The sequence below is a fragment of the Streptomyces sp. T12 genome, assembly GCF_028736035.1.
Taxonomy (GTDB): Bacteria; Actinomycetota; Actinomycetes; order Streptomycetales; family Streptomycetaceae; genus Streptomyces.
In genome coordinates this window covers 9759834-9781639 of sequence record NZ_CP117866.1, presented here as the reverse complement: position 1 = coordinate 9781639, position 21806 = coordinate 9759834, and the positions used below count along the sequence as shown (strand labels likewise).

Here is a 21806-nt window from a genome sequence, read left to right as displayed (position 1 = left end):
CATGTCCGCAGGCATCGTCGACCGGTTCAGCCTGAACCTGACGTTCGTGCTGTTCCTGTCGGTGGTCGTGGTCACGCTGTTCATGGCGCTGCTGACGGCCCCTCAGCGTGACGAGCTCGGCGAGTTCTACCTCGGCAACCGCACCATGTCCCCGCTGCGCAACGGCCTCGCGATGTGCGGCGACTATCTGTCGGCCGCGACCCTGCTGGGCAGTACCGGCCTGGTCGCCCTCAACGGGTACGACGGACTGCTCTACCTCGGCGGCACCGTCGTCGCCTGGATGATGGTGCTGCTGCTGATCGCCGAACCCCTGCGCCGGACGGGCAAGTTCACCCTGGGTGACACCCTGGCCCTGCGCCTGACCCGGCTCCAGCGCCCGGCGCGGCTCGCCCTCGCCGTGTGCACCCTCGCCATCACGACCCTGTATCTGGTGGCCCAACTGGTCGGCAGCATGGCCCTGTTGACCCAGTTCACCGGCGAACCCAGCGCCGCTACGCGCACCTTGTGCGTGGTCGTGATCGGCACCATCGTCATCGTGTACGCCGCCATCGGCGGCGCGCCCGGCGCCACGGTCATCCAGATCATCAAGGCCCTGATGCTGGTGGCGGGCGTGACGGTCACCGCGGTCATGGTGCTGCACCACTACGACTGGAACCCGGGCGCCCTGTTGTCCGCGGCCGCGAACCACAGCGGCACCGGCACGCAGTTCCTCGAACCCGGACTGCGCTACGGCGTCAGCACCACCAGCAAGCTCGACTTCTTCAGCCTGGAACTGGCCATCGTCCTCGGCCTCGCCGCACTCCCCCACGTCCTGATGCGCATGCTCGCCCCGCGCAAGATCGACGTACTGCGCTCCTCCCTGGTCTGGGCGGTCGGCCTGGTCGGCCTGGTCTGCCTGGCGGCCGGCATCCTCGGCCTCGGCGCCACCGCCATCGTCGGGCGGGAGACCATCGCGGAGACGGACCACAAGGGTGACTCCGCGGTCCTGCTCCTGGCCAACGCCCTCGGCGGCGGCATCCTCACGGCCCTGCTGTCCTGCCTCGCCTTCGTCACGCTGCTCGCCGTCGCGGCCGGCCTCACCCTCGCCGCCGCCTCGTCCCTCGCGCACGACCTGTACGGCGAGGTGATCCGCAAGGGCCGCGCGAGCGAGACCGAGGAGTTGATGGTGGCCCGGCTGTCCGCGGCCGTCATCGGCGTCCTCGCCATGCTGCTCGCCCTCGTCTCCTGGGGCGCCAACACCGCCACGCTCGCCTTCCTCGCCTTCGCCATCGCGGCGTCCGCGATCCTGCCGACGATCGTGTACACCCTCTTCTGGCGCCGCTTCACGGGCGAGGGGGCACTGCTCAGCCTCTGGGGCGGCCTGGTCTGCTCGGTCCTGCTGGTCCTGTTCTCCCCCGTCGTCTCCTCCACCCCGGGCTCGTTCTACCCGGAGTCCGACTTCGCCTGGTTCCCGCTGCAGAACCCCGGCATCGTCTCCATCCCGGCGGGCTTCTTCCTCGGCTGGCTCGGCACCGTGCTGGGCAACCGCCAGGAGCCGCAGGAGGCAGCCGCGTACGAGGAGTTCGAGGTGCGGATGCTGGTGGGCGCCAAGGAGTAAGAGATGCTTCTGTCATGCCCACTCATACGTTCCTGATCGGCGCCGCCCGCGAGCGCCCCTGCACGCTCGTCGTCTGCCGGGGCTGCTGCTGCGGCGATCCGCGCAAGCACCCCGGCACCGATCACGCCGGGCAGCTGGAGCGGCTGCGGGCCGCCGGGGCCGAGCACGGGTTCCAGGTCCGTACGACCGACTGCCTGGGCCCCTGCGACCAGGCCAACGTGATCGTCGTCCAGCCGTCGGCCGCGGGGCGCCGGGCCGGCGGGCGGGCCACGTGGGTGGGCTTCGCGATGGACGACGAGGGCGCGGAGGAGATCGTGCGGTGGGCGGCCGCGGGCGGACCGGGCCTGGCCGATCCGCCCGTCACGCTGGAGCTGCAGTTCATCCGGCCGCCACGGGACGCACGGGTGCGGTCCCGCCGCTGACCCACCGCCGCACTCCGCGCAATTGTTAATGGGATCCATTTTCATGTAGCGTCCTCGGTGTTCACCCACCGAGGAGGTCCGTCATGGCTGTCCCCAAGCGGAAGATGTCCCGCAGCAACACCCGCCACCGCCGCGCGCAGTGGAAGGCGAGCACGCCGCAGCTCGTGCCCGTCACCATCGACGGCGTCAGCCACCTCGTGCCGCAGCACCTGGTCAAGGCGTACGAGCGCGGGCTGCTGCGCCCGGAGGGCTGACCGGGGATGCCGTACGAGAGCCGTCTGCCCGTCACCGTCCTGTCCGGCTTCCTCGGGGCGGGCAAGACGACCCTGCTCAACCATGTCCTGGCGAACCGCGAGGGACTGCGCGTGGCGGTCATCGTCAACGACATGAGCGAGATCAACATCGATGCCGCGCTGGTGCGGGGCGGCGAGGCCGCGCTGTCGCGGACCGAGGAACGCCTGGTCGAGATGACCAACGGCTGCATCTGCTGCACCCTGCGCGACGATCTCCTCCAGGAAGTCGACCGCCTCGCCCGCGAGGGCCGCTTCGACCATCTCCTCATCGAGTCGTCCGGCATCTCCGAACCCATGCCGGTCGCGGCCACCTTCGCCTTCGCCCGCGACGACGGCGCCACCCTCGGCGATCTCGCCCTGCTGGACACCATGGTCACGGTCGTGGACGCCGCCAACTTCCTGTCCGAGCTGGACAGTGGCGACGAACTCGCCGAGCGCGGCCTCGACCAGTACGAAGAAGACGAGCGCACCGTCAGCGATCTCCTCGTCGACCAGGTCGAGTTCGCGGACGTCATCGTGCTGAACAAGCTCGACCTGGTCGATGACGCGACGGCGGACCGGCTGCGGGCCGCACTCACCCGGTTCAACCCCGCCGCGCGGATCGTCGACGCCGTGCGGGGACGAGTACCTCTCGACGAGGTGCTCGGCACGCGGCTGTTCGACCTGGAGCGCGCCCAGCAGGCTCCCGGCTGGGTACGGGAGCTCAACGGCGACCACGTCCCCGAGACCGAGGAGTACGGGATCTCGTCCACGGTGTTCCGCTCCGAACTCCCCTTCCACCCGGGGCGGTTGTGGTCCTTCGTCACCGAGGAGCTCGACAGCGGCGCGTACGGGAAGGTGCTGCGCTCCAAGGGGTTCTTCACCCTCGCCAGCCGCCCTCAGGTGACGGGGCTGTGGTCACAGGCCGGTTCCGTCGCCCGCTTCGAGCCCAGCGCCGCGCGGGACACCGACGCCCCGTACGCGCAGGAGCTGGTCTTCATCGGCACGCATCTGCGTGCGGAGGCGCTCCGGGCCGCCCTGGCCGAGTGCCTCATGGCGGAGGCGGACGGCGAGGGCCTTGCGGCCGCCGATCCGTTCCCGGCCTGGGACACGTACGGCATCGACGACGCCTGCGAGCACGAGCATGCGGCGCCGCTGGAGGTGTCCGTTCACTGAGTCCCGCGGCCGCCTGCCTGCCTATTCTGGTGAGAGGCCGGTCCTGCTCGCAGAGCGCGAGAAGGGAGCCGCGAGTGACCGAGCGGACGATCGACAGGGCGGCCGCGGACACCTTGCGGCGGGCCAGGGACGCCGCTGCCCATGAGGTGTGGGGCGAGGCGTACCGGCTGCTGGGCCGCCTGGACGCCACCCGCCTCACCCCCGACGACTGCGCCGCGTTCGCCGACGCCGCCTGGTGGACGAGCAGGATCGACGAGTCGATCGTCCAGCGGATGCGGGCCTACTCCGGATATGTCGCGGCGGGCGCGGCCCGGCAGGCGGGGCTCATGGCCTGGCTCCTCTTCTACGAGCACCAGCTCGCGGGGCGCACGGCCGTGGCCGCCGGCTGGCTGCGCCGGGCCCGGCGGCATCTGCGGGGTGAGCCGGAGTGTGTCGAGCAGTGCTACCTCGCCTGGATCGACGCGGAGCACGCTCAGGAGCGCGGTGCGTTCGACGAGGCGATGGCCGCGGCCCGGGGCATGTCCGGGATCGCCCGGCGCTGCGGCAGCCCGGATCTGCTGGCCATGAGCGTCCAGGCGCAGGCGGGCGTCCTGGTGGCCCAGGGGCGCGTCGGGGACGGACTCGATCTCCTGGACGACGCCATGTGCGCGGCCATGGCAGGTGAGCTCAGCTCCTTCTTCACCGGGTGGGTCTACTGCCTGGGCCTCCAGCAGGCCATGGCCTGCGTCGATCTCGAACGCGCCGCCGAGTGGACCGACGCGGCCATGCGGTGGTGCGCGGCGATGCCGGCCGAGAACAACTACCGCGGGTTGTGCCGGGTGCACCGCGTGGAGGTCCTCGAACTGCGCGGAAGCTGGCCCGAGGCGCTCACCGAGGCCGTGCGGACCTGCGAGGAACTGCTGCCGTACGAACGTCGGATGGCCGCCGAGGCGGTCTACCTGGTCGGCCAGATCCAGCGGCGGCGCGGAGAGCTGGCGGCGGCCGAGGAGTCGTACGACCGTACCCATGAGCTCGGTCGCGACCCGCAGCCCGGACTCGCCCTGCTGCGGCTGGCCCAGGGGAAGGCCGACGCCTCTGCGACGGCCCTGGGGCTCGCCCTCGCCAGCGGAGCCGAGGCCGGCGGTCTCGAGCGGTGCAGGCTGCTCGCGGCCCAGGTGGAGGTGTGCCTCGCGCTCCGCCGGACGGACCAGGCGCGCACGGCTGCCGAGGGGCTCCGGTCGCTGGCCCGGGACTGGCAGCGGCGGTGCGGCTCGGACAGGACCCTGCTGCACGCGAGCGCCGCGGCGGCCTGCGGCGCGGTGGCCTTCGCCGCCCGTGACCTCGATCGCGCACTGTCCCTGCTGCGCCGGGCGCTGACGCTGTGGCTGGAGCTTCGGGTCCCGTACGAGGCCGCCCAGGTGCGGATGACGCTGGCCGCCGCCGACCGGGCCGCCGGGGACGACGAGGGTGCCCGGCTGGAGCTGCGGGCCGCTGAGCAGGCCTTCCGGCAGCTCGGCGCCGTACCGGACGCGCGCCGGGCGGCGGCCCTGCTCGCCGATGTGCGCCGACGCCGGCCCGGCGGGCTCACCGAGCGTGAGATCCAGGTGCTGCGGCTGGTCGCCGCGGGGCGCACGAACCGGGCCATCGCCGGGGAGCTGGTGATCAGCGAGCACACCGTCGCCCGGCACCTCAACAACATCTTCGCCAAGCTCGACGTGTCCTCGCGGGCGGCGGCGACGGCGTACGCGTACCGGCACGGCCTCACCTGACGCCGCGCATGGGCCGTTCTGCCCATGCCGGGTCACCGAGGATGGGCGATTCCGGCGATGCACCCGCCACCGCTCCGGCGTAGACCAGGCAGTGATCCTTCCCGACAAGGCAGCCCCTTCCCCGCTCAGGAGCGGAAAGCAGGTGCCGATCATGACCACCTACACACCGACCCTCGACGACCGGCTGCTGGACCGGCTGCGCGGAGCCGTGCGCGGCGACATCGTCGAGCCCGGCGACCCGGCCTACGACGAGGCCCGCAAGGTCTACAACGCCATGCACGACAGGCGGCCGGCGATCATCGTCAGGGCCGTCGACGCGGGCGACGTCATCGCCACGGTGGACTTCGCCCGCGACCAGGGCCTGCCGCTCGCCGTGCGCGGCGGCAGCCACAGCGTCCCCGGCTACGGCACCTGCGACGGCGGTGCCGTCCTCGACCTCGGCCTGATGCGCGGCATCCGCGTCGATCCCGAGACGCGGACGGCCTGGGTCGAGGGCGGCTGCACCTGGGCGGACGTCAACCACGCCACGCACGCCTTCGGTCTTGCCACCACCGGCGGGGTCGTCTCCACCACCGGCGTGGGCGGCCTGACGACCGGGGGCGGCATGGGCTACCTGTCCCGCCGCTGCGGTCTGGCCTGCGACAACCTGGTCTCAGTGGACCTCGTGACGGCCGACGGCACCTTCCTGACCTGCACGGACGAGCAGCACAGCGACCTGATGTGGGCCGTGCGCGGGGGCGGCGGGAACTTCGGGGTCGTCACCTCCTTCGCATACCGGCTGCACCCCATCGCCGACATCCTCGGCGGGCCGGTCTTCTTCCCGCTCGACGGCGACGTGATCCGCCGCTACCGGGAGCTGGTCGCCGAGGGGGACGAGAGCCTCGGCGCGCTGCTGGTCGTCGGGCTCGGTCCGCCCGTGCCGTTCCTGCCCGAGCGCTGGCACGGACGGCCCCTGTGCGGCGTGATCGCCTGCTGGACCGGCTCGGAGGACGAGGACGACCGGATCCGGGACCGCCTCGCCGCGCTCGGGCCGGTGCTGGGCCAGTACCTCGAGCGCATCCCCTACCCGGTGATCAACACGCTCTTCGACGACCTGGTCCCCGCGGGGCTCTACCACTACTGGAAGGGCATCTTCACCCAGGACCTGCCGGACGGCGCCATCGACGCCTGCGTCGAGCACGGCGCCACCACCCCGTCCATCCAGAGCGTCACCGTCGCCTACCCCCTCGACGGCGCCTGCCACCGCGTAGGACCGGAGGAGTCCGCCTTCTCCTACCGGGACGCCGGCTACTCGTTCGCCCTCAGCGGCACCCTCACGACCCGTGCGGACTGCGAGGCCCAGAAGGACTGGGTGCGCGGCTTCCACCAGGCGCTCGAACCGCACTCCATGGAGGGCGGCTACGTCAACTTCATCGACGGCGACGACCAGAACCTCGTCCGGACCAACTACCGCGCGAACTACACCCGTCTCAGGGATCTGAAACAGCGCTACGACCCGGGGAACCTGTTCCACCTCAACCACAACATCGCGCCGTGAGGAATCCTGCGGGCTCCCCGGTGTTGAACCCGGTATGAGCTCCGTGATCGCCGCGACCCGCTTCTCCGTTCTCGATCGGTCCCGCACCCGCGAGGGCCACCCGAACGCAGAAGCGCTGCGCGACACCGTACGGCTGGCGCGGGAGATCGAGGCGCTCGGCTACCACCGCGTCTGGGTCTCGGAGCACCACGGCGTACCCGGCGTCGCCGGCTCGGCGCCGACCGTGCTGGCCGCCGCCGTCGCCTCCGCGACCCGTACGATCCGGGTCGGGACCGGCGGGGTGATGCTGCCCAACCACCAACCGCTGGTCGTGGCCGAGCAGTTCGGAGTGCTGGAGTCCCTCTTTCCGGGCCGTATCGACATGGGGCTGGGGCGCTCGGTCGGCTTCACCGACGGGGTGCGCAAGGCGCTCGGGCGGGACAAGGGGGACGCGGAGGACTTCGCGGGGCAGATCCAGGAGCTGCTCGGCTGGTTCCGCGGCACCTCGGCCACGGGGGTGCACGCACGGCCCGCCGAGGGCCTGACCGTGCCGCCGTTCGTGCTGGCCATGGGCGAGGGTGCGGACATCGCCGCCCGCGCGGGCCTGCCGATGGTCATCGGTGACTTCCGGAACCGGGCGAAGATGCAGCACGGCATCGACCACTACCGCGACCACTTCCGCCCCTCCTCCTGGGCGAGCGAGCCGTACGTCGTGATCTCCGGCACGGTCGCGGTGGCGGCCACCCCGCAGGACGCCCGGCGACTCCTGGTCCCGGAGGCCTGGTCCATGGCCCACTCGCGCACGCACGGCACCTTCCCGCCGCTCCCGCCCGCCGAGCGCGTCGAGGAGCTCACGATGACCGGCAAGGAGCGCGGCTTCTACGAGGGCGGCCTCGCCGGGCACATCGCGGGCACGGAAGAGCAGGTCGCGGACGAGCTGGAGACGCTGCTGAAGGAGACGGGCGCGCAGGAGGTGCTGGTCACGACCAGTACGTACGACCGTGAGGCCCTGCTGGACTCCTACCGGAGGCTCGCCCGGATCACCTACGCGTGATCCGGGCGGGCGGGGCGGCCGGCTGGTGGGTCAGTCCGTGTCGCGCGGGTCGAAGGACTTGGTGTCGATCGTCAGCGGCTTCGGGAACGCGCCGGCCACCGACTCCCAGCCCGTGAACTTGAAGTCGGTTCCCTCCCGGTCCCCGTCCGCGGGCGTGGCCTCGCCGTCGTGGGTGACGAGCAGGCCCTTGGGGAAGGACCGGCCCAGCGGGACGTTGACCACGGTGGAACCGTCGGAGTGCTGCACGCCGTCGGTGGCGGCGCTGTCGGTGACGGTGAAGGAGCCGAGGTAGGCGCCCTGGCCCTGGCGCTCGTACACGGCGAAGGTGTTGTCGCCCTGGCTGGAGGCGAGCAGGTATCCGGTGCCGTCGGCGGCGTGGTAGATCGCGGCGCCCTCGGCGTCGGCGCTCAGGTGCTCGCCGCCGAAGCCGGGGTCGTCGGCGGTGTCGAGGACGCACTCCTCTTCCTCGGCGTCATACCTCCACGGGGTGCCGTATTCACGCACCCGGTCGATCAGCTTCGGCCGGTCGAACTCCTCGTCGTCGAGGTCGACCCGCCACAGACCGACGTCCTCCTGCGCCGCGTACAGGACGTGCCGCTCCTGGTCGACGACCATGCCCTCGACCTGCGGCCGGTCGCCCGGGTCGGCACACGGCGTCCAGCTGCTGCCGTTCGGCAGCGTGAAGGAGGCGGGCAGATCGAGGGTGTCCTTCGTCTTGTAGCCGACGCGCCCGTCGTGGTCCTCCAGCCGGAGCAGCCGCACCCGGGTCTCCGAGCGGCGCGACACCACCGCGTACGCGTGGTCGTCGTCGCTGAAGGCGGCCAGCCCGTAGGCGGTGCGCTGGTCGTCCACCTCGGCCTCGCTCGCGGAGAAGACCGGTGCGGCGTCGGCCGCCGTCACATCCTTCAACGGGGGTCTGCCCGCCGCCACGGCCGCCGGGTCGATCGCGTAGGCCCGGACCCGGTCCCGGCCGCGGTCGCTGACCAGGGCCAAGTCGGTCTTCCTGCCGCCCAGTTCGAAGCCGTAGACGACGTCGACGTTGTTGAAGCGGCCGGGTGCGGCGTCCTCGTTCGGGGCCTCGGGCGCCGCGATGTGCTGGAGCCGCCTGCCGTCGAGGCCGTACACATCGAGGCCGGCCTTCTTGAGGGTGCCGATCACGAGGCTGCGGCCCGGGTGGTCGGGGTCGACCCACACGGCCGGGTCGTCGGCATCGGCGTTGCCGCCCGCCTCGTCGTCGTACACGGCGGGCGTCTCCACGCGCGCGGAGACTGCGACCGGCTGCGGCGCGCCCGCGCCGGAGACCATCAGCAGCGCGGCGGTGAGAGTGCTCAGAGCTGAAGCGCTCACGATACTCCTCGGTAGGAAAGCGAGACTGGCGAGACGTTATGGGCGGCCGGTGTGAGTGAGCCGACGGCCTCGTGAACATCAGGTGGCCCGAACGCGCGAGCGTCTGGTTCGCATAGAATCGCGGGGTTTGCCCGCGCCCCCGACTCGCACATCCCGGAGCTCGTACCCATGCACTCCCCGCACGACCCGTACGTCCGTGTCCGCGGCGCCCGTGAGCACAACCTCAAGGGTGTGGACGTCGACATCCCGCGGGACGTGCTGACCGTGTTCACGGGCGTGTCCGGCTCCGGGAAGTCCTCGCTCGCCTTCGGCACGGTCTACGCGGAGGCCCAGCGCCGCTACTTCGAGTCGGTCGCGCCGTACGCACGCAGGCTGATCCACCAGGTCGGCGCGCCGAAGGTCGGCGAGATCACCGGCCTTCCGCCCGCCGTGTCCCTGCAGCAGCGGCGCTCGGCGCCGACGTCCCGCTCGTCGGTCGGCACGGTCACCAACCTCTCCAACTCCCTGCGGATGCTGTTCTCCCGAGCCGGCGACTACCCGCCCGGCGCGGAGCGGCTCGACTCGGACGCCTTCTCGCCCAACACGGCGGCCGGGGCGTGCCCGCAGTGCCACGGGCTCGGCCAAGTGCACCGTACGACCGAGGAGTTGCTGGTCCCCGACCCGTCGCTGTCGATCCGGGAGGGCGCGATCGCCGCGTGGCCGGGTGCCTGGCAGGGCAAGAACCTGCGCGACATCCTCGACACGCTCGGCCACGACGTCGACCGGCCCTGGCGCGAGCTGCCCGCCGAGCAGCGTGAGTGGATCCTGTTCACCGACGAGCAGCCGGTCGTCACCGTCCACCCGGTGCGCGACGCCGACCGCATCCAACGGCCGTACCAGGGCACGTACATGAGCGCCCGGCGGTACGTCATGAAGACCTTCTCCGACTCCAAGAGCCCCACCCTCAGGGCGAAGGCGGAGCGGTTCCTTGCCTCCGCGCCCTGCCCGGCGTGCGGCGGCAGCAGGCTGCGGCCCGAGGCGCTGGCGGTCACCTTCGCCGGCCGGACGATCGCCGAGCTGGCCGCGCTGCCGCTCACGGAGCTGGCGGACACCCTGGACGGCGGCGCTTCGGAGACGGCCCGTGTCCTCACCGAGGACCTCAAGTCCCGTATCGGGCCCGTCGTCGAGCTCGGCCTCGGCTACCTCAGCCTCGACCGCGCCACCCCCACGCTCTCGGCCGGCGAACTGCAGCGCCTGCGCCTCGCGACCCAGCTCCGGTCCGGGCTCTTCGGTGTCGTGTACGTCCTCGACGAGCCGTCCGCGGGACTGCACCCGGCGGACACGGAGGCGCTGCTGGCGGTGCTGGCGCGGCTGAAGGCGGCCGGGAACACGGTGTTCGTCGTCGAGCACCACCTCGACGTCGTACGCGGCGCCGACTGGCTGGTCGACGTGGGGCCGCGGGCCGGCGAGCACGGCGGGCAGGTGCTGCACAGCGGGCCGGTGGCCGAGCTGGCGGCGGTCACGGAGTCGGCGACGGCGCGCTTCCTGTTCGACGACTCGCCCGCTGCCGTACGCCAAGTGCGCGCTCCAAGCGGCCAGTTGAGGGTCGGCCCGGTCACCCGGCACAACCTGCGCGGGGTGACCGCCGAGTTCCCGCTCGGCGTGTTCACGGCCGTCACCGGTGTCTCGGGGTCGGGCAAGTCCACGCTCATCGGCGAGATCACCGAGGAACTCGCGGGCGTGGGGCGCCTGGTCTCGGTCGACCAGAAGCCGATCGGCCGCACCCCGCGCTCCAATCTCGCCACCTACACCGGCCTCTTCGACGTCGTGCGCAAGGTGTTCGCGGCCACCGACGAGGCACGCTCGCGTGGTTACGGCGTCGGGCGCTTCTCCTTCAACGTCGCGGGAGGACGCTGCGAGACCTGCCAGGGCGAGGGGTTCGTCAGCGTCGAGCTGCTGTTCCTGCCGAGCACGTACGCGCCGTGCCCGGACTGCGGCGGGGCGCGCTACAACACCGAGACGCTCCAAGTGGCGTACCGGGGGCGGAACATCGCGCAGGTGCTGGACCTCACCGTCGAGGCGGCCGCGGACTTCTTCGCGGACACACCGGCCGTGACCCGCAGCCTGGCCACCCTGCTCGACGTCGGTCTCGGCTACCTGCGGCTCGGCCAGCCCGCCACCGAGCTGTCCGGCGGTGAGGCCCAGCGCATCAAGCTGGCGAGCGAGCTCCAGCGCGGCCGTCGCGGCCACACGCTCTACCTTCTCGACGAGCCGACGACCGGACTCCACCCGGCCGACGTCGAGGTGCTCATGCGCCAGCTGCACGGGCTCGTCGACGCCGGGCACACCGTCGTCGTGGTCGAGCACGACATGTCCGTCGTCGCGGGCGCGGACTGGGTGATCGACCTGGGGCCGGGCGGCGGTGACGCGGGCGGACGGATCGTGGTGGCGGGTCCGCCCGCTCAGGTGGCACGGGCGACAGGCAGCGCGACGGCGCCGTATCTCGCCCGGGTCATGCCGTAACGGCCTCGCGCGACGGGGCCGGCGGCTGCTGTTCGGCGTCGGTGACGGGTGCCGTGCGGACCACACCGGGAGCCGGGAAGGGCGCGGTGCGGGGCGGGCCGGGGCTCTGGACCTGCCGCGCCCCGAGGAGCGTGGAGTCTTCGGCCGCCCGGGCCAGCGAGCGGCGGTCGGGGCGGCTGCCCGGCGCGACCGGCTCCAGTACCTCCGCCTCGGCGGCCAGCTCGCGTGCCCTCACCACCCGCCACACGGAGGTGAGCAGCGAGTCCTCGCCGACGAAGGCGGCCGCCGTGCTGGGCGCGCCCTGGGCCGTCAGGTAGCGCAGGCGGACCGGCTGGACGGGGACGCCCGCGTCGAGGGCTGCCTGGAAGGCGGCCCGGCGGAAGTGGCCCTGGGCACGGCCGCACCAGGTGCTGCCCTCGGGGAACAGGGCGACCGCTTCGCCGGCCCGCAGCGCCTCGGCGATCCGGCCCACCGTCTCGGGCAGGGCGCGGATACGGTCCCGGTCGATGAACAGGGCGCCGCTGCGAGCGGTCAGCCACCCCGCCACCGGCCACTGCCGGATCTCCGACTTGGCGAGCATCCGGGCCGGGCGCACGGCGGCGAGCAGCGGGATGTCCAGCCAGGAGACGTGGTTGGCGACGAGCAGCAGCCCGCCGTCGGGCGCGGCGCCGCCGTCGATCCGTACGCGGACACCCGAGGCCCGTACGACCCACAGACACCAGCGTCGGACGAGTCCCGCGGGTATCCGGCCGCCGAGCGGGGTGACCAGGAACCCGGCCACCAGCAGGGCCAGGACCGCCGCGATCCGCAGGACGGCCAGTGGTAGCGCCCTGGCCGGTCCCGTCACGTGCACGCACGCGTGCGGCGTGCAGGGGGCGCTGGGCCGCCAGAGGGTCGCCGCCTCGGCGGGGTGGGCGCTCGCGGCCGGTGTGGCGGTCGCCCCGGCCGTGAGAGTGGTCGCCGTGGGCAGACCCAGGGCGCCGAGGGAGTGGGTGCTCATGGCCGCCACGTCCGTCACGCCGGGACGAGGGAGAGGAAGTGCCGCAGATAGCGCGCGTTGACCCGGCGCATCGACAGCAGCACGTACATGTCGGCGACCCCGAACTCCGGGTCGTGCGCGGGCTCGCCGCAGACCCAGGCGCCGAGGCGGATGTAGCCGCGCAGGAGGGCCGGGAGTTCGGTGCGGGTGGCGGGCGCGGGGGCGGTCGGCTGCCAGGGGCGCAGCGGCCGTACGCGGTACTCCTCCGGAGCCAGGTGCTTGGCCTGCACCCGGTCCCAGGTCCCGGCGGCGAGCGTGCCGCCGTCGGCCAGCGGGATCGAGCAGCAGCCGGCCAGCCACTCGTGCCCGCGGTCGACCATGTAGCGGGCGATGCCGGCCCAGATGAGGCTGATGACGGCGCCGTCGCGGTGGTCGGGGTGGACGCAGGAGCGGCCGACCTCGACGAGGTTCGGGCGCAGGGCGTCGATGCGGGTGAGGTCGAACTCGCCCTCGGAGTACAGGCGGCCCGCCACCGCGGCGCGCTCCGGCGGCAGCAACCGGTAGGTGCCGACGACCTGTCCGGACACCTCCTCGCGGACCAGCAGGTGGTCGCAGTACGCGTCGAAGGCGTCGATGTCGTGGCCCGGCTGCGGGGTGGACAGCAGGGCTCCCATCTCGCCGGCGAAGACGTCGTGCCGCAGCCGCTGGGCGGCGCGCACGTCCTCCTCGTTGCGGGCGAGGCCGACGGTGTAGCGGGTGGGTGCCGTGGGCTGCGGGGGACGTTCGACGGTCAGTACGCCGGTCATGGCTTACTCCTGGTCACGGGCCGGGGACGGCGAGCGGAGAGTGGTGGGAGCGATGCGGTGTGCCGCCCCTGTTCTTCCGATGCCGGTTGGCGTATGCGTGACCTGTGCCAGGAGAGTGGATGTGCGAATGTTGAACGGCGTGGGCCGGTACCGGCCGTCCACCTTCCGGTGCCCGGCCGGTCAGCCGGGCGCTCCGGTGCCGTTCACTTGGCGGGCGCGAGAACGCGAGACGGGGCCGGAGAGCACCACTCCCGGCCCCGTCCGTCCGCACCTGTCGGCGAACGTCTGCTGTGCGGCCCGGCTTACCGCTTCACCTTCCGCGTGGCCCGCAGCCACTCCTTGTTCATGCCGGTGATGGACATGAGCGGGATGCCCTTGGGGCAGGCGGTGGCGCACTCACCGGTGAGCGTGCAGCCGCCGAAGCCCTCGTCGTCCATCTGCGCCACCATGTCGAGCACCCGCGTCTCCCGCTCGGGAGCCCCCTGCGGCAGCACGTTGAGATGGTTGATCTTGGCGGAGGTGAACAGCATCGCCGCCCCGTTCGGGCACGCGGCGACACACGCCCCGCACCCGATGCACTCGGCGTGCTCGAAGGCGAAGTCGGCGTCCGGCTTCGGCACCGGCGTGGCGTGCGCTTCGGGGGCCGCGCCGGTCGGCGCGGTGATGTACCCACCGGCCTGGATGATCCGGTCGAACGCGGACCGGTCGACGACCAGATCCTTGATCACCGGGAACGCCGACGCCCGCCACGGCTCGATGTCGATCGTGTCGCCGTCCTTGAACGACCGCATGTGCAGCTGACACGTGGTCGTCCGCTCGGGCCCGTGCGCATCGCCGTTGATCACGAGCGAGCACGCACCGCAGATGCCCTCACGGCAGTCGTGGTCGAAGGCGACCGGGTCCTCGCCCTTGAGGATGAGCTCCTCGTTGAGGGTGTCGAGCATCTCCAGGAAGGACATGTCGGAGGAGATCCCGTCCACCTCGTACGTGGACATGGCGCCTTCGGCGTCGGCGTTCTTCTGCCGCCAGACGCGCAGGGTGAGCTTCATGCGTAGCTCCGCTGGGTGGGGTGGACGTACTCGAAGACCAGGTCTTCCTTGTGCAGGGTCGGTGCCTCGCCGGTGCCGGTGAACTCCCAGGCGGCCGCGTAGGCGAACTCCTCGTCCCTGCGGGCCGCTTCGCCGTCCGGCGTCTGCGACTCCTCGCGGAAGTGGCCGCCGCAGGACTCGGCGCGGTGCAGCGCGTCGAGGCACATGAGCTCGGCGAGCTCCAGGTAGTCGACGACGCGGTTGGCCTTCTCCAGCGACTGGTTGAACTCCTCGCCGGTGCCCGGCACCTTGATGCGCCGCCAGAACTCCTCGCGGATCTGCGGAATGCGTTCCAGGGCCTTGCGCAGTCCGCTGTCGGTGCGGGCCATGCCGCAGAACTCCCACATCAGCTCGCCGACCTCACGGTGGAAGGAGTCGGGCGTGCGGTCGCCGTCGACGGACAGGAGCAGGTTGAGCCGATCCTCCGTCTCGGCCAACACCTCCTGGACTACGGGGTGTTCGTCGGTGACGGCCTCGTGGTGCGGGTTGCGGGCGAGGTAGTCGTTGATGGTGGCCGGCAGCACGAAGTAGCCGTCGGCCAGGCCCTGCATCAGCGCGGAGGCGCCGAGACGGTTGGCGCCGTGGTCGGAGAAGTTGGCCTCGCCGATCGCGAAGAGACCCGGGACGGTGGTCTGGAGGTCGTAGTCCACCCACAGTCCGCCCATCGTGTAGTGCACGGCCGGGTAGATCCGCATCGGCACCTCGTACGGATCCTCGTCGGTGATCCGCTGGTACATGTCGAAGAGGTTGCCGTACTTGGCCTCGACGGCCTTTCGGCCCATGCGCTTGATGGCGTCGGCGAAGTCGAGGTAGACGCCCTGCCCGCCGGGGCCGACGCCCCGCCCCTCGTCGCAGACGTTCTTCGCGGCGCGGGAGGCGATGTCGCGCGGGACCAGGTTGCCGAAGGACGGGTAGATGCGCTCCAGGTAGTAGTCGCGCTCGTCCTCGGGGATCTGGTTCGCGGGACGGTCGTCGCCCTGGGCCTTCGGCACCCAGATCCGGCCGTCGTTGCGCAGCGACTCGCTCATCAGCGTCAGCTTGGACTGGTGGTCGCCGGTGCGCGGGATGCAGGTGGGGTGGATCTGTGTGAAGCAGGGGTTGGCGAAGTAGGCGCCGCGCCGGTGGGCCCGCCAGACGGCGGTGGCGTTGGAGTTCATGGCGTTCGTCGACAGGTAGAAGACGTTGCCGTAGCCGCCGCTGGCCAGGACGACCGCGTCGGCGAAGTACGTGTCGATCTTGCCGGTGATGAGATCGCGGGCCACGATGCCGCGCGCCCGCCCGTCGACGACGATCAGGTCGAGCATCTCGGTACGCGGGTGCATCTCGACGTTCCCCGCGGCGATCTGCCTGCTGAGGGCCTGGTAGGCGCCGAGCAGGAGCTGCTGGCCCGTCTGGCCACGAGCGTAGAAGGTCCGGGACACCTGGACGCCGCCGAAGGAGCGCGTGTCGAGCAGACCGCCGTACTCCCGGGCGAACGGCACGCCCTGCGCCACACACTGGTCGATGATCTCCACCGAGATCTGCGCGAGCCGGTGCACGTTCGACTCCCGGGCCCGGAAGTCGCCGCCCTTGACGGTGTCGTAGAACAGCCGGTGGATGGAGTCGCCGTCGTTGCGGTAGTTCTTCGCCGCGTTGATGCCGCCCTGCGCGGCGATCGAGTGGGCGCGGCGCGGGGAGTCCTGGTAGCAGAACTGGACGACGTGGTAGCCCTGTTCGGCGAGCGTGGCGCCCGCGGAGCCGCCGGCCAGCCCCGTCCCCACCACGATCACCGTGTGCTTGCGGCGGTTGGCGGGGTTGACCAGCTTGGCCTCGAAACGGCGCTTGTCCCAGCGCTCGCCCACAGGGCCGGAGGGGGCCTTGGTGTCGACGACCGGTTCGCCGGTCGCGTAGTTCACGTATTCAGCGGTCATGTCAGCTCACCACTCCGGTCATGACGCCCACGGGTACGGCGATGAACCCGGCCGTGAGCAGCAGCGCGAGGACGTTGGCAACGGTCTTCAGGGCGCGGTCGCGGGTGCGGCTGCCGGCGCCGAGGGTCTGGGCGGCGCTCCAGAAGCCGTGCCGGATGTGCAGACCTAGGGCGAGCATCGCGACGATGTAGATGACGTTGCCGTACCAGGTGGAGAAGGTGTCCACGACGTTCTGGTACGGGTGGCCCTCCTGGAAACCGCCGGAGTGCACGGTGCCGGTCGTCAGGTCCAGGACGTGCCAGACGATGAACAGGCCGAGGATGATGCCGCCCCAGCGCATGGTGCGGGTGGCGTAGGAGGCCCGCGGCTTGTTGTGCACGTACTTGCTGGGGCGCGCCTTGATGTCGCGGCGGCTGAGCTGGTACGCCGAGACCGCGTGGGCGACGACGGCGACGACCAGCACGACGCGGATCAGCCAGAGCGTCCACTCGTAGTGCATGAACGGCTCGCCGACCGTGCGCAGCCAGTGGCCGTACTCGTTGAACTCGCCCGCGCCGAAGTAGATCTTCAGGTTGCCGATCATGTGGGCGACCAGGTAGAGCAGCATGATCAGCCCGCTGACCGCCATCACGGTCTTCTTGCCGACGGTGGAGTCCCACACCGTGCGTGCCATGGACGGCCGTCGATCCGTCCGCGTTGCCAGAGCCATGGACAGGACGCTAGGGCCGAACGCCCCTATCGGTCCAAGACATGGTCCGGCTCGTTTCGATAGGCACTGGCTATGCTGGCTGGATGCAGTTCCAGCAGCTCCAGTACTTCGTGGCGGTCGCGGAGACCCGGCACTTCACCCGGGCCGCCGACCTGGTGCATGTCGCGCAGCCCTCGCTGTCGCAGCAGATCAAGGCGCTGGAGCGGGAGTTGGGCGCCGACCTGTTCCTGCGGGCGCGCGGCAACATCACGCTGACGGACGCCGGAGAGGCCCTGCTCCCGCTGGCCCGGCGCATCCTGGCCGACGCGGACACCGCGCGGCACGAGGTGCAGGAACTGGTGCAGCTGCGCCAGGGCCGGGTCCGCCTCGGCGCGACCCCGAGCCTGTGCACGGGCCTGCTCCCGGACGTGCTGCGCGCCTTCCACGACCGCTATCCCGGCATCCAGCTGCTGATCGAGGAGGGCGGCTCGCACGACCTCGTACGGGAGCTGGCGCGCGGCGCCCTCGACCTCGCCCTGGTCGTCCTGCCCCTGCCGACGCCGTCCCCGGCGCTGACCACGGTGGAGCTGCTGCGCGAGGACCTCGTGGTCGTCTCCTCACCCGAGGCGTCCCGCCCGGGCGGCGGCCGGCGCACCGTGCGCGTCGCCGACCTGGAGGGCGAACGCCTGGTGATGTTCCGGCACGGCTACGACCTGCGCGAGCTGACGGTGGCCGCCTGCCGCGCCGAGGGCTTCGAGCCGGACTTCGCGGTGGAGGGCGGGGAGATGGACGCGGTGCTGGGGTTCGTCCGGGCAGGGCTCGGCGTGGCCGTCGTACCGCGCATGGTGGCGGCACGCTCGGGCCGAGGGCTCCGGGTCACCCCGCTCGCCCGGCCGGGGCTGCACCGGACGATCGCGCTGGCCCACCGCAGCGATGTGGCTCCGCCGCGGGCGGCACGGGAACTGCAGCGTATGTTGCTGGAACGCTGAGCCGGAGGAACCCTTGAACCCCGCTGCACCCCAGGACACGTGTTTCCGGCCGGGCGACGTGCTGCGCGTCAGCTGCCCGGACGCCCCGGCCAGGGTGGCCGCGATCAGCCGCGAGCACATCTCCCTCCAGTGGCCCTGGTGGCAGGTGGACCCGGCCTGCGACTGGATCCACTGGAACGGCCAGGTGGCCCTGCCGCGACCGTCGTCCACGTCGCCCGGCTCGACCGCTTCGACCCGCCGCTGGAGACCCGGGCGGCTGCCCCGGCCGCATCTGTCGCTGACGCTGTTGCGCGCCGGTGAGGCCCATCACCCCGAGCTGGAGGAGCAGGGGGAGGAGTTCGTTCCCGAGGACGACATCCCCTTCGTCCTCGAACTCCTGTGGCGTCCTTGCGCGTTCCTCGAGACCGGCGACGAGGTCGCGGACGCGGCCGGGCGTGCTTGGCGTTTCGACGGGCCGTGGACCTGGGAGCCCTTCGACGGGACCGGGCCGCACACCCCGGTGTGGCCGCTGACCCTGCTGACCCGGGAGGGCGCTCCGCTCACTTCCAGCGGGCCGGATCCGGTCGCGCGGGCCACCGCGACCGGCTCTCACACGGCGGAGGCGGCGCGGTGGCAGGCGCTGACGGGGGCGTCTCCCCCATGCGCCGAGCCCGGCGAGGGGCCGTGACGCCTCAGAGCCTGTCCGCGGGACCTCACCCCGTCGCGTCCACGAGCGCCAACTCGTGCAGCCGCTCCGGCGGGCCCGGCCTGGCGTAGTACCAGCCCTGGGCCGTGTCGCAGCCGAGGATGCGCAGTTGTTCGGCCTGTGCGCCCGTCTCCACGCCCTCCACCGTCACCGCCAGGTTCAGGCTGTGGGCGAGAGAGACGATCCCCTCGACGATCTTCAGGTCGACGGGGTCGGCCGGGAACTGCTGCATGCTCTGGGTGAAGGAGCGGTCCAGCTTGAGGATGCTCACCGGCAGTCGGCGCAGGTTGGCGAGGTTGGAGTAGCCGGTGCCGAAGTCGTCCAGGGCGATGTCGACGCCCATCTCGGCCAGTCGGCGCAGCGGCTTCAGCAGGTCGTCGTCGGCGCCGATGAGGGCCGACTCCGTGACTTCCAGGCAGAGGGCGTCCGGTGCCACGCCCGCGCGCTCCAGGATGTCCACCGTGTCCTGGACCAGTCCGGGATGGGTGAGCTGGCACGGCGAGAGATTGACGTTGATACGGAGCGGGCCCGCATCGTCGTAGCGTGCTCGCCACTCGCGCGCCTGGCGCACCGACTGCTCCAGGACCCAGCGGCCGAGCGGAACGATCAGCCCCGTGTGCTCGGCGAGCGGGATGAACCGGTCCGGGCCGAGGATGCCGTGCTGCGGGTGCAGCCAGCGCACCAGGGCCTCGGCGCCGCGCACGCTGCCGTCGCCGAGGTGGACCAGCGGCTGGTACTCGATGAAGAACTCGCCCCGGTCCAGGGCCGTCGGCAGCGCCGTGGTCAACCCGTGCCGGGTGATGGCGCGGGCGTCGGCCTCCGGGTCGGCCAGCTCGAAGCGGTTGCCGCCCGCCGACTTGGCCCGGTACATGGTGATGTCCGCGCTGCGCAGGACCTCCGCCGGACTGCGCTCCCCGGCCGGGCCCTCGACGATGCCGATGCTGCCGCGCACGGTCAGCTCCCGGCCGTCGACGCTGATCGGGGCGATCAGCGCGTTCATGATCCGGGCGGCCAGGTCGTCGACCTCGCGCTCGGTGTCGGAGCCGGTGGTCAGCGCCACGAACTCGTCGCCGCCGAGCCGCGCGACCATCTCGCCGGGCGCCGTGGCACAGGACTGCAGGCGGTCGGCGACCTCGACGAGCAGCCGGTCGCCGGCCGCGTGGCCGAGGCTGTCGTTGACGGTCTTGAAGCCGTCCAGGTCGAGGTAGCACAGGCCGAACCGCTGGCCTTCCCCGGCGCCCAGTGCCTTCTCCAGGCGCTCGAAGAAGAAGGTGCGGTTGGGCAGGCCGGTCAGCGCGTCGTGCGTGGCCTCGTAGCGCAGCCGCAGGTTGAGCAGGCGCCGCTCGGTGGTGTCCTCCATCAGGGCCAGCTGGTACTGCGGGTTGCCATCGGGGTCGCGCAGCAGGGAGACCGTGAGGTTGGTCCACAGGACCGTTCCGTCAGGGCGGTAGAAGGCCTTTTCGACGTGGTAGTGCTCGCGCTCGCCGCGGACGAGTTCGTCGTAGAGCTTCCAGGTCTGCGGCGCGTCCTCGGGGTGGGTCCACTCCATGACGTTGCGGCTGCGCAACGCCTGCTCGGAGACCCCGAACATGCGCAGCAGGGCGCCGTTGACCTGGAGGATGTTGCCCTGCAGGTCCGCGATACCGATTCCTATGGCGGCACCCTCGAACACCGCGCGGAAGCGGGCCTCGGTGGCGTGCAGCGCCTGCGCGACCACGCCCTGCGCCTTGAGGGCGGCCGCGGAGATCGCCTCCTGCTCGGCCAGCGTCCGCTCGCGCAGCGCCTGGGCGAAGCCGGCGGCCATGGCGTGCTGGAGCCGTGACGAGCGTGCCCGCTGGTCCTCCTGGTCGCCGTCGGTGCCGCAGTACAGCACGAGGTAGGCGTCCACGCAGTCCAGCGAGCGGCTCAGCGCCTCGGGGTCGGTGCAGTGCGCGGCGACGAGAGAGGCGCCGACCGCCTTGCCCGCGTCCGCGTCGAAGGTCCTGGCCCTGAGCGCCTCACTCAACCGCCGGGCCAGCGGCAGCAGTTGCTCCTCGAACTCCGGCCGGGTCGACGACGTCGAGGTCACCGGGAAGACGGCCCGGCTCCAGATCGTCGCGAACCGGCGCAGTCTGTCCTCCGGCCCGTCCGAACCCGCGCTCACGCCGTACGCCCCACGCCGGCGAACCCGGAGAAGGCATAAGGATCCTCGTCCTCCGGTGCTGTGTCCGGCCGCCAGTGCGGCATCGGCACCAGTCCCGGTTCCACCATGTCGTACCCCTCGAAGAACCGCGCGATCCCCTCGCGCGAGCGCATGATCAGCGGGTTGCGAATGTCCTTGTATACGTCGACCGTGCCCTTGGCCCGCTCCTCGGGCAGCGGGATTCCCTCGTACGAGGCATGCGTGAGCACCAGCAGACTGCCGGGCGCGAGCGCGTCGCGCAGCTGGGCCACCGCCTCGTACGGGTCGTCCTCGTCCTCCACGAAGTGCAGTATGGCAACGAGCAGCAGTGCCACTGGCCGGTTCAGGTCGATGAGGCTCTCGACCGCGGAACTCCCCAGGATCTCCTGCGGCTTGCACAGGTCCGCCGCGACGACGTCCGCGTCGTCGTTGCCCGCCAGGACCGCCTGGCTGTGCGCCACCGCCACCGGGTCGTGGTCGACGTACACCACATGCGCGCCGGGACTGGCCTTCTGCGCCACCTCGTGGACGTTGCCGAACGTCGGTATGCCGGAGCCGATGTCCAGGAACTGGGTGACGCCCTCGTCGACCGCGAAGCGCACCGCGCGGCGCATGAACGCCCGGTTGGCCTGCATGATCTTGGGGAGTCCCGGCATGAAGTCCATGGCCTTGCGGGCCGCTTCCCGGTCGACCTCGAAGTTGTGCGAACCGCCCAGGTAGTAGTCGTAGATTCGCGAGACACTGGGCACCGAGATGTCGATGCTCCGTGGGGCCCAGGCGGGACGCTCCATCTATCTCTCCAAGGCGTAGGCGATCCGGTGTTCGAGCTGAGGCTACTGATCGCCCGCCAAAGGAGCGAGCGGAAA

Annotated in this window: 18 protein-coding genes; 10 read left to right on the top strand and 8 right to left on the bottom strand. The window is 71.7% G+C overall.

Translation table 11 applies throughout. The features are described from left to right. Position 1: 1 nt before the first annotated feature. The 7 genes from PBV52_RS43865 (at position 2) to PBV52_RS43835 (ending at position 7785) form a co-directional block, all read left to right on the top strand. Positions 2-1597, top strand: coding sequence for a cation acetate symporter (locus PBV52_RS43865; protein ID WP_373922044.1), 1596 nt, complete (start codon positions 2-4; stop codon positions 1595-1597). Between the two features lie 14 nt (positions 1598-1611). Continuing rightward, on the top strand, positions 1612-2019 hold the full coding sequence (locus tag PBV52_RS43860) for a (2Fe-2S) ferredoxin domain-containing protein (protein ID WP_274246872.1): 408 nt from the start codon (positions 1612-1614) through the stop codon (positions 2017-2019). Positions 2020-2102: 83 nt separating this feature from the next. Beyond that, on the top strand, positions 2103-2273 hold the full coding sequence (gene rpmF / locus PBV52_RS43855) for a 50S ribosomal protein L32 (RefSeq protein ID WP_003996023.1): 171 nt from the start codon (positions 2103-2105) through the stop codon (positions 2271-2273). Positions 2274-2279: 6 nt separating this feature from the next. Next, positions 2280-3467: a GTP-binding protein gene (locus PBV52_RS43850; protein ID WP_274246869.1), complete on the top strand. Its 1188-nt coding sequence runs from the start codon at positions 2280-2282 to the stop codon at positions 3465-3467. A gap of 74 nt (positions 3468-3541) precedes the next feature. Continuing rightward, on the top strand, positions 3542-5215 hold the full coding sequence (locus PBV52_RS43845; protein WP_274246867.1) for a LuxR family transcriptional regulator: 1674 nt from the start codon (positions 3542-3544) through the stop codon (positions 5213-5215). Positions 5216-5366: 151 nt separating this feature from the next. After that, positions 5367-6752, top strand: coding sequence for an FAD-binding oxidoreductase (locus PBV52_RS43840; protein ID WP_274246865.1), 1386 nt, complete (start codon positions 5367-5369; stop codon positions 6750-6752). Positions 6753-6786: 34 nt separating this feature from the next. Then, on the top strand, positions 6787-7785 hold the full coding sequence (locus PBV52_RS43835; protein ID WP_274246864.1) for an LLM class flavin-dependent oxidoreductase: 999 nt from the start codon (positions 6787-6789) through the stop codon (positions 7783-7785). A 30-nt stretch (positions 7786-7815) separates the two neighbouring features. Here PBV52_RS43835 and PBV52_RS43830 read toward each other — a convergent pair whose 3' ends face one another. After that, complete coding sequence (locus PBV52_RS43830; protein WP_274246862.1) at positions 7816-9132, bottom strand: phytase; 1317 nt, start codon at positions 9130-9132, stop codon at positions 7816-7818. 168 nt (positions 9133-9300) lie between these two features. On the opposite strand from PBV52_RS43830, the gene PBV52_RS43825 reads away from it, so the two are divergent. Next, positions 9301-11634, top strand: a complete 2334-nt coding sequence (locus tag PBV52_RS43825; RefSeq protein WP_274246860.1) for an excinuclease ABC subunit UvrA — start codon at positions 9301-9303, stop codon at positions 11632-11634. Here the strand turns inward: PBV52_RS43825 and PBV52_RS43820 are convergent. The 5 genes from PBV52_RS43820 to PBV52_RS43800 all read right to left on the bottom strand — a co-directional run bounded on the left by PBV52_RS43820 (position 11624) and on the right by PBV52_RS43800 (position 17090). Then, positions 11624-12634: a 1-acyl-sn-glycerol-3-phosphate acyltransferase gene (locus PBV52_RS43820; protein ID WP_274246859.1), complete on the bottom strand. Its 1011-nt coding sequence runs from the start codon at positions 12632-12634 to the stop codon at positions 11624-11626. The genes PBV52_RS43825 and PBV52_RS43820 overlap by 11 nt on opposite strands. A 14-nt stretch (positions 12635-12648) precedes the next feature. After that, positions 12649-13419 (bottom strand): GNAT family N-acetyltransferase, encoded by a 771-nt coding sequence (locus PBV52_RS43815; protein WP_274246857.1) that lies wholly within the window; start codon positions 13417-13419, stop codon positions 12649-12651. A gap of 302 nt (positions 13420-13721) precedes the next feature. Further along, a complete protein-coding gene (locus PBV52_RS43810; protein WP_274246856.1) occupies positions 13722-14468 on the bottom strand; it encodes a succinate dehydrogenase/fumarate reductase iron-sulfur subunit in 747 nt (248 codons plus the stop codon). Beyond that, positions 14465-16417 carry a fumarate reductase/succinate dehydrogenase flavoprotein subunit gene (locus PBV52_RS43805; protein ID WP_274246854.1) on the bottom strand — a complete coding sequence of 651 codons (1953 nt, stop codon included), beginning with the start codon at positions 16415-16417 and terminating at the stop codon, positions 14465-14467. The genes PBV52_RS43810 and PBV52_RS43805 overlap by 4 nt, the downstream gene beginning before the upstream one ends. Position 16418: 1 nt before the next feature. Beyond that, complete coding sequence (locus tag PBV52_RS43800; RefSeq protein WP_274249941.1) at positions 16419-17090, bottom strand: succinate dehydrogenase; 672 nt, start codon at positions 17088-17090, stop codon at positions 16419-16421. A 119-nt stretch (positions 17091-17209) separates the two neighbouring features. On the opposite strand from PBV52_RS43800, the gene PBV52_RS43795 reads away from it, so the two are divergent. Further along, positions 17210-18094: a LysR family transcriptional regulator gene (locus PBV52_RS43795; RefSeq protein ID WP_274246853.1), complete on the top strand. Its 885-nt coding sequence runs from the start codon at positions 17210-17212 to the stop codon at positions 18092-18094. Positions 18095-18107: 13 nt separating this feature from the next. Further along, the gene (locus PBV52_RS43790) at positions 18108-18761 is read left to right on the top strand and encodes a hypothetical protein (protein ID WP_274246851.1); all 654 of its coding nucleotides are present in this window, start codon (positions 18108-18110) and stop codon (positions 18759-18761) included. 25 nt (positions 18762-18786) lie between these two features. Here the strand turns inward: PBV52_RS43790 and PBV52_RS43785 are convergent, their stop codons facing one another. Both PBV52_RS43785 and PBV52_RS43780 read right to left on the bottom strand, forming a co-directional pair. Next, entirely contained in the window at positions 18787-20922 is a 2136-nt protein-coding gene (locus tag PBV52_RS43785) for a bifunctional diguanylate cyclase/phosphodiesterase (RefSeq protein ID WP_274246849.1), read from the bottom strand. Next, positions 20919-21731, bottom strand: a complete 813-nt coding sequence (locus PBV52_RS43780; RefSeq protein ID WP_274246847.1) for an SAM-dependent methyltransferase — start codon at positions 21729-21731, stop codon at positions 20919-20921. The genes PBV52_RS43785 and PBV52_RS43780 overlap by 4 nt, the downstream gene beginning before the upstream one ends. Between the last annotated feature and the right edge of the window lie 75 nt (positions 21732-21806).